Annotated in this window: 1 protein-coding gene; it reads right to left on the reverse strand. The window is 62.2% G+C overall.

Annotated elements, in window-relative coordinates; translation table 11 throughout:
* Positions 1 to 635, reverse strand: a 635-nt coding sequence (locus AAFM29_RS17640) for a pirin family protein (RefSeq protein ID WP_341714019.1), incomplete at its 3' end; no start/stop codon positions are given.
* Positions 636 to 768 lie beyond the last annotated feature (133 nt).

The following is a 768-nucleotide window of genomic DNA, read 5'->3' on the forward strand; positions in this document are numbered from 1 at the left end:
TCGCTGATCGCCGCGCCGTCGCGGGTTCCGACCCGCACGTCATCGATCGTCACCGATCCCTTGGCGGGCACCATATAGGCGCGGCGGTCCTTACCCAGCGGATATTCCGCCGTCTCACCCGCCCGCAGCGTGGCGCCCAGCACGCGGGCATTGGTGCGGATTGGCAGGGCGTCATTGTCATTGGCAAAGCCCGACGCGAGCGTCACGAACTTGCCCGCGCGGTCGCCCTTGGGAAACGGACGCGCATCCCATGCTGGCGGTTCGCCGCCGTGGGTCGGCACGATCCAGATCTGGAAGATGCGGGTGGTGACATCCTCGAGGTTATATTCGGAATGGCGGATACCGGTGCCCGCGCTCATCACCTGCACGTCGCCCGCTTCGGTGCGCCCCTTGTTGCCAAGGCTGTCCTCGTGCGTGATCGCGCCTTCGCGAACATAGGTGATGATTTCCATGTCGCGATGCGGGTGCGGCGGAAAGCCGGTGTGCGGGGCGATGGTGTCATCGTTCCAAACCCGCAGATTGCCCCAGCTGGTGCGCGCCGGATCGTGATAGCCCGCGAACGAGAAATGGTGCTTGGCATCGAGCCAGCCGTGATTGGCGGCACCCAGGCTATCGAAAGGACGAAGTTCGATCATGGTCAGTCTCCTTGCAGCAGGCGGTGATCGCCTGCCGTGTTGAAGCCTGTTTAGCGCTTGCACGCTTTCCCGATCAGATTGATAAAACCCATCGCAACATTCGAGAAAGTTGAAAAGTTGAACAATCCCGGCA

The organism is Erythrobacter sp. (genome assembly GCF_038133525.1).
Lineage (GTDB): Bacteria > Pseudomonadota > Alphaproteobacteria > Sphingomonadales > Sphingomonadaceae > Qipengyuania.